Source organism: Bartonella sp. AU18XJBT (genome assembly GCF_028618595.1).
Taxonomy (GTDB): Bacteria; Pseudomonadota; Alphaproteobacteria; order Rhizobiales; family Rhizobiaceae; genus Bartonella.
Window position 1 is genome coordinate 1 of sequence record NZ_JAQITE010000059.1, and the last position, 5,677, is coordinate 5,677.

Consider the following 5,677-nt stretch of genomic DNA (forward strand, 5'->3'; position numbering starts at 1 on the left):
TAAGGGAAGCGCTATGCATCGCACTTTTAGTGGTTCTTAAAAAAGCGAGCATGAGATAAAGAAATGCATTTTTCATAAAAAAAAGGAAGAGCAATGAAGGGGAAAAATTCAGCATTTTATAATGAACCACGCCATTTTTTTGGGAAAGATTATTTTTCTGTGCGAGAGCATGTTGTCATTTGTTTCCTTCCCCTCATTATTGAGTTGTGCAACAGGATTTTCTTTCTCTCATCCTTAGGTCGCAAAGAGAACTTGACAGGGTGGCAGGATACACTCTTTTTTTTCTTTCTGTGTGCGTTTTGGCAAGTTATTACAGTGTGTGTTTTGGTCTTGTTTCCAGTTCTGTACATACTCTGGATCACATTGTGGTTTTTGTTGGTAAAAAATATTCGGAAATTGAAAGAAATAAATCAGCAACGGGGTAAAATAACCGATCACCAAAAAGATTGGTATAAAGAAAGTATGAATTGGAAAATGGACAATATTTTTATTGCAATATTTGTTTTCGTGCTTATGTGCGTGACATTGGTAGTTGCTTGTATTCCTATGGGGATTTTACAACTTTATTATGCTGTCTTTAAGCAGGTGAGAACGTATCACTGCTTAAAAAAAGAACTGAAAAACGTCTTGCAAGAACAGGATACAGCGTTTGAGAAGTCATGAGAGGGAAAAATAATGAAGAAATTATGAGAGATTCAACATTTATAGGGATTGCTCTCTATACCATTTTACCTCTGATATTTTTTGGTGCTCTTTCATGGGGTGTCTGTAAATATTGCTCTAAATGGTGGTGTTGAGGATGACATTGAGTGGAAGAAAGTCCGATTATGGACCATTATTGATTAAAGGGAATAAGAGCCAGTGGGATTTAGAGCCTAGAGTGAGCGCTTGGGACTTACTTCATTGTTTGAAATGTGAGGAAGGAACGGATTTGGGAGCAGGTAGTCGCGGTATATGGGTTGTTTTCGTATTTTAGGTGCCTTGTTTATTCAAGCTTTGAAATGAATCCTATTGAAGTGGGGCTGCAGGATCATTTTCTTGAAAATAGGAGAATTTTCTTGAAGAACAAAAGGACTGTGGAGCCTCATTGACTAAAGCACTTATGGGGAAGGTCCGTCTACTAAAGCACTCTGGGGGCAGCTTAAGAGGAGCGCCTTTGGGGGGGAGATTAAGAGGAGAGCCTTTGTCATTTGAGATGTGAGGAAGGGTAAAAAATGTCATTTTTGGCAGTGTTAAGCTCTTTTACCTTTGAAATGTTTTTTTGTCTTTTTAAGCAGTCTTTGCCAATTAAGCAGCACTTGCTAAGCCTCAACAGCGTTTTAGTATGGTGATATTGATACAAAAATTTATGGTATTTTGTGTTTTTCAAGTCTGCTTCATGGATATTTGGAAGTAAATCCGATGACGTAGGGGCTGCAGGATCATTTTCGTGAAAATAGGAGAATTTTCTTGCAGAAAAAGCTGAATTGTGACTATTTAGTGCGGTTTGAAAATCTCACTATTTGAGGTGTGAGGAAGGTAAGAGGGTGGCACAATACCACGAATATTATTATTTTTATTATGACGCAAACCATGATGGTCTGTGTACTTTTCTTGATTCCGGTGATGTGAGGGTTTTGCATCATCATAATGCGTAAATTGGAAAAAAATCCAGAAACGAGAAGAGGCAATCTCTGTGTGAGAGCACATAGGCTCTCTATTGCACGGGCTTTTTCAACGAGTGAGAGGGGAATACATGAAGAAGCAAAATTGGACATCAAAGCAAGAAACGCATAAAGGAGCGCATTCTTTTTCGCTCCAGCAAGCGTTGCTTTCAGCAAAGGATTATAAAATTATCTTCGCTATTGCTGTTGTCATTATCATGTGGAGAATGGTTCTCGAAATACCAGGTGTATTAAATTGGCAGCTGACAGGGTGGCAATATGTTGTGCATGCCGTTCTCTTTAAAACGACTCTCGCCATAACGGTCTGTGTCATTATTTTTATTCCGGTTATGTTACGGCTTCGCACCAAAGTGACGTGTGAGCTGCGAAAAAATATTCAGAAACTAGAAGCAGCAATCTCTGTAGGAGAGCATATACGCTCTCTGTCGCATGGGCTTTTTAAAGACTGAGAGGGAAAAATGAACAGTGGTCCTATAGCAGTACTTCTATTAGATCCTGAGTTCTGGGTATTTATTGCTATTTTCATGATCATTATCATGCTTATTTTGGCTCTTTATACCTCTGTCTTTAAACGGATGAAAATGAATTTCCAAGTGAAAGGCGAGCTGGAAAGAGTGCTTAAAGAAAATGATCTTGCAACGCAGCAGTTTTGGAAAGATGAAGCCGTGGTGCAGGAGAGGCGTTTGCAACTAAAGGAAAAAGAGTTCTCTGTCGATTATGATGATGATGAAATTCTCACGATAGAAAGTGCAACAGGGCTTTTAAAAAGCTTGGGATGGTCGGTGGAAATCGAGGGCAAAGGAGATCATTTGGCAACCTTCTTTTTACCAGATCGCGAAGTGCAGTTTCTCTATAACGAGAAACGAGTGGAAGAATTTTCGCCTTTTGATCGCGGACTTTTAATTATGAGCGGTATTTTTGCTGCGGCTTGTCAGACGATTAATCCTCATAATTCTGGGGTTTTGCCAACGGTATTTATGAATTTTGTACCCAATGGATTGGAAATTTTTGAAGAAAAAGTGAGCGCCAAGCGTTTAAAGAAAGCACTCGATAAAACTTTAAAATGGACAATGGAAGATGATTCTTTGCATGAAATGTTTCGCTCTCAATATAGTCTTCCCCCTTGGGAAAAAGACTCTTTATCTTGGGCATCGGATGATGACGTAGAGGACGTAGAGTTTGTACCTTATGCTTTGCTGCATCTTGCTGCTCTTGCCTTGCTGGGCGATGTTGAGACTTTAGCTTCTTATGATGAAAGTTTTACGGCAGGGGACCAGCTTGGCTTTGATGAAACCATTGAAAAAGTTCATTTGGAACGCGCGATAGCGATCGCTCAAGAAGTGAAAGGGGCAGGAAATTTCAGTTACGATCTGCTGGAACCGGTTGCTGAGAAGTGGTCTATAGCCATAGACTATCAGCTTTTCAGAGTGAGATCTCCTAATACATGTAATCAAAAACGAGATTTTCATAAAAAAATAGTCGAGGAGAAAAAACTAGAATTAAGGGAACAAGGATATATTGTGAGTGATGAACAGCTCGTCGCGCTTGAAGCAGAGGGGGTAAAACATGCTCCTGATATTACTTATATCAAAGATGGTAAAATCGCATTTATGGATATAAAAATTGATTAGTTTACTCTCCTGTTGAAGAAAAGCCCCTTTATTTGAAAGATGTGAAAGCACTATGATTGAGGCGCTTTCACATCTTTCACACCAGAGCAAAATAAAGTGCTTGAAAAATCAAGAATAATAGCCAAGATTTAAAAAAATAGATTGAAAAGGGCTTGATCTTCAAAAATAGGATTCTGGCCAATGTCCTGTGACTTTGGTGAAACCAGCCTCGAAGAAGCAGGAAATCAACAGTATATTTAATCAGAAATGATTATATTTGCATAAGTTTGATAGAACGGAGAAAAATCGATTATAAATACTGCTATCTTTTAAAAGACGGTTCCTTTTTGTTAGAAAATACTCATGAATTATCGCTTATTCAAGCACTATGGGGAAGACCATTGACTAAAGCACTATGGGGAGGAGAGCTTAAGGAGAGCGCCTTTGGGGGGAGCTTAAGAGGAGAGCCTTTGTCATTTGAGATGTGAGGAAGGGTAAAAATGTCATTTTTGGCAGTGTTAAGCTCTTTTGCCTTTGAGATGTTTTGGTGCTCTTTCATGGGGTGTCCGTGAATATTGCTCTAAGGAGCAGTGTTGAGGATAACATTGAGTGGAAGAACGTTCGATTATGGATCATTATTGATTAAAGGGAATAAGAGCCAGTGGGATTTAGAGCCTAGAGTGAGCGCTTGGGACTTACTTCATTGTTTGAAATGTGAGGAAGGAACGGATTTGGGAGCAGGTAGTCGCGGTATATGGGTTGTTTTCGTATTTTTAGGTGCCTTGTTTATTCAAGCTTTGAAATGAATCCTATTGAAGTGGGGCTGCAGGATCATTTTCTTGAAAATAGGAGAATTTTCTTGAAGAACAAAAGGACTGTGGAGCCTCATTGACTAAAGCACTTATGGGGAAGGTCCGTCTACTAAAGCACTCTGGGGGCAGCTTAAGGGGAGCGCCTTTGGGGGGGAGATTAAGAGGAGAGCCTTTGTCATTTGAGATGTGAGGAAGGGTAAAAAATGTCATTTTTGGCAGTGTTAAGCTCTTTTGCCTTTGAGATGTTTTTTTTGTCTTTTTAAGCAGTCTTTGCCAATTAAGCAGCACTTGCTAAGCCTCAACAGCGTTTTAGTATGGTGATATTGATACAAAAATTTATGGTATTTTGTGTTTTTCAAGTCTGCTTTATGGATATTTGGAAGTAAATCCGATGACGTAGGGGCTGCAGGGGCTTTTTCTTGAAAATAGAGTAATTTTTTGGAAGAACAAAAAGAACAAAAGGACTATGGAGTCTCATTGACTAAAGCACTTATAGGGAAGATCCGTCGACTAAAGCACTATGGGGAGGAGCTTAAGGAGAGCGCCTTTGTCATTTGAGATGTGAGGAAGGGTAAAAATGTCATTTTGAAGGCGGTGGTATTTAGCCAATAAAAATAAAAACACTGGAAAAATTAAATTAAAACATTGGAACAGTTAAACTAAAAAAGGCCCCATTTAAAAAGGGCCTTTTTATTTAAATTTTACAATATACACAAAATGTATATAACCTTATTTTAAGAACTTTTTGTATCTTATACTCTAGTGGAAACCAGTTGTATAAAATATATAATAATGGATCCTAAAAAACCAGCTATTGCATTCAATAAACTTTTTCCTTTCTCGTATATATCGTTTATTGATGCTTGTTCTGAGGCGCTTCTATTACTGACTCTCAGTATATTCAATGTATCCGATGTGTCCCTTACTTGTTTAACAAACTGTAAATTTGTTTTCTCAATAGTATAAGGTGCAACAATAGGAGAGGGTTCTTTATTGACTATACGATCAGATTTTTGAATCGCAAGAGCTAAACCACTTGTAATCGCCCCCGCTATGAAAAAATATCTGATATTCATAGTTTTTTCTCCTATATTTATTTCGATAAATAAATATCGATACGTATCATATATAAATTCGATTTAAATAACTATAGTAAAAATACAACAATCACAAAAAAGAATAAAGTTTGTCTATATTTTGACAAAATTTACCCTTAATTGCCTTAATGAATTCTTTCAGATTCGATTTTATGAAGGCGTAAAAAAGTTTGAAAGCTCTGTAGGCAAGTGGAAGCCCATAAGGTGGGTGATACAATAGTTGCTAGCAAACTTCTCTTTTGTACTTTTGACCAAGGATTCATAAAAATGAGGGTTCATAAAAATGAGATGCGATGAAAGTTGAGTAAAACCCGAGAAGGGAAGGGTGCACTCTTTTAAGGTGTGGAGTGCATCCTCTACAGTTTCGATACTTGCCTTTGAGGGTTTGGCAGTATCCGTTTGAGGGGAAGGGTGCACTCTTTTTGAGGGCTGGAGTGCACCCTCTACAGTTTGGATACTTGCCTTGAGGGTTTGGCAGTATCCGTTGAGGGGAA

9 protein-coding genes are annotated in these 5,677 nt (G+C 38.3%); 5 read left to right on the forward strand and 4 right to left on the reverse strand.

What is annotated here, in order from left to right; genetic code table 11:
- Positions 1-93 precede the first annotated feature (93 nt).
- Complete coding sequence (locus PVV60_RS09285) at positions 94-663, forward strand: hypothetical protein (protein ID WP_273724508.1); 570 nt, start codon at positions 94-96, stop codon at positions 661-663.
- Positions 664-799: 136 nt separating this feature from the next.
- Positions 800-976 (forward strand): hypothetical protein, encoded by a 177-nt coding sequence (locus PVV60_RS09290; RefSeq protein ID WP_273724510.1) that lies wholly within the window; start codon positions 800-802, stop codon positions 974-976.
- A gap of 500 nt (positions 977-1,476) precedes the next feature.
- Here the strand turns inward: PVV60_RS09290 and PVV60_RS09295 are convergent, their stop codons facing one another.
- Positions 1,477-1,689: a hypothetical protein gene (locus PVV60_RS09295; protein ID WP_273724512.1), complete on the reverse strand. Its 213-nt coding sequence runs from the start codon at positions 1,687-1,689 to the stop codon at positions 1,477-1,479.
- Between the two features lie 46 nt (positions 1,690-1,735).
- On the opposite strand from PVV60_RS09295, the gene PVV60_RS09300 reads away from it, so the two are divergent.
- Both PVV60_RS09300 and PVV60_RS09305 read left to right on the forward strand, forming a co-directional pair.
- Positions 1,736-2,113, forward strand: coding sequence for a hypothetical protein (locus PVV60_RS09300; protein ID WP_273724513.1), 378 nt, complete (start codon positions 1,736-1,738; stop codon positions 2,111-2,113).
- A 9-nt stretch (positions 2,114-2,122) separates the two neighbouring features.
- Positions 2,123-3,295: a DUF6990 domain-containing protein gene (locus PVV60_RS09305; protein ID WP_273724515.1), complete on the forward strand. Its 1,173-nt coding sequence runs from the start codon at positions 2,123-2,125 to the stop codon at positions 3,293-3,295.
- 358 nt (positions 3,296-3,653) lie between these two features.
- On the opposite strand, the gene PVV60_RS09310 is transcribed toward PVV60_RS09305, so the two are convergent.
- Positions 3,654-3,833 (reverse strand): hypothetical protein, encoded by a 180-nt coding sequence (locus PVV60_RS09310; protein WP_273724517.1) that lies wholly within the window; start codon positions 3,831-3,833, stop codon positions 3,654-3,656.
- A gap of 46 nt (positions 3,834-3,879) precedes the next feature.
- Here PVV60_RS09310 and PVV60_RS09315 point away from each other — a divergent pair, with 46 nt between their 5' ends.
- Entirely contained in the window at positions 3,880-4,080 is a 201-nt protein-coding gene (locus PVV60_RS09315; protein ID WP_273724519.1) for a hypothetical protein, read from the forward strand.
- A 758-nt stretch (positions 4,081-4,838) separates the two neighbouring features.
- Here PVV60_RS09315 and PVV60_RS09320 read toward each other — a convergent pair.
- Positions 4,839-5,162 carry a hypothetical protein gene (locus PVV60_RS09320; RefSeq protein ID WP_273723473.1) on the reverse strand — a complete coding sequence of 108 codons (324 nt, stop codon included), beginning with the start codon at positions 5,160-5,162 and terminating at the stop codon, positions 4,839-4,841.
- A 171-nt stretch (positions 5,163-5,333) separates the two neighbouring features.
- Positions 5,334-5,677: hypothetical protein (locus PVV60_RS09325; RefSeq protein ID WP_273724520.1), on the reverse strand; the 344-nt coding region annotated here is incomplete at its 5' end.

Bases quoted from the DNA above. Each gene is read 5' to 3' on its own strand.
- PVV60_RS09285 (WP_273724508.1), top strand. From the start codon at position 94: ATGAAGGGGAAAAATTCAGCATTTTATAATGAACCACGCCATTTTTTT.
- PVV60_RS09290 (WP_273724510.1), top strand. From the start codon at position 800: ATGACATTGAGTGGAAGAAAGTCCGATTATGGACCATTATTGATTAAA.
- PVV60_RS09295 (WP_273724512.1), bottom strand. From the start codon at position 1,689: ATGTGCTCTCACACAGAGATTGCCTCTTCTCGTTTCTGGATTTTTTTC.
- PVV60_RS09300 (WP_273724513.1), top strand. From the start codon at position 1,736: ATGAAGAAGCAAAATTGGACATCAAAGCAAGAAACGCATAAAGGAGCG.
- PVV60_RS09305 (WP_273724515.1), top strand. From the start codon at position 2,123: ATGAACAGTGGTCCTATAGCAGTACTTCTATTAGATCCTGAGTTCTGG.
- PVV60_RS09310 (WP_273724517.1), bottom strand. From the start codon at position 3,833: ATGAAAGAGCACCAAAACATCTCAAAGGCAAAAGAGCTTAACACTGCC.
- PVV60_RS09320 (WP_273723473.1), bottom strand. From the start codon at position 5,162: ATGAATATCAGATATTTTTTCATAGCGGGGGCGATTACAAGTGGTTTA.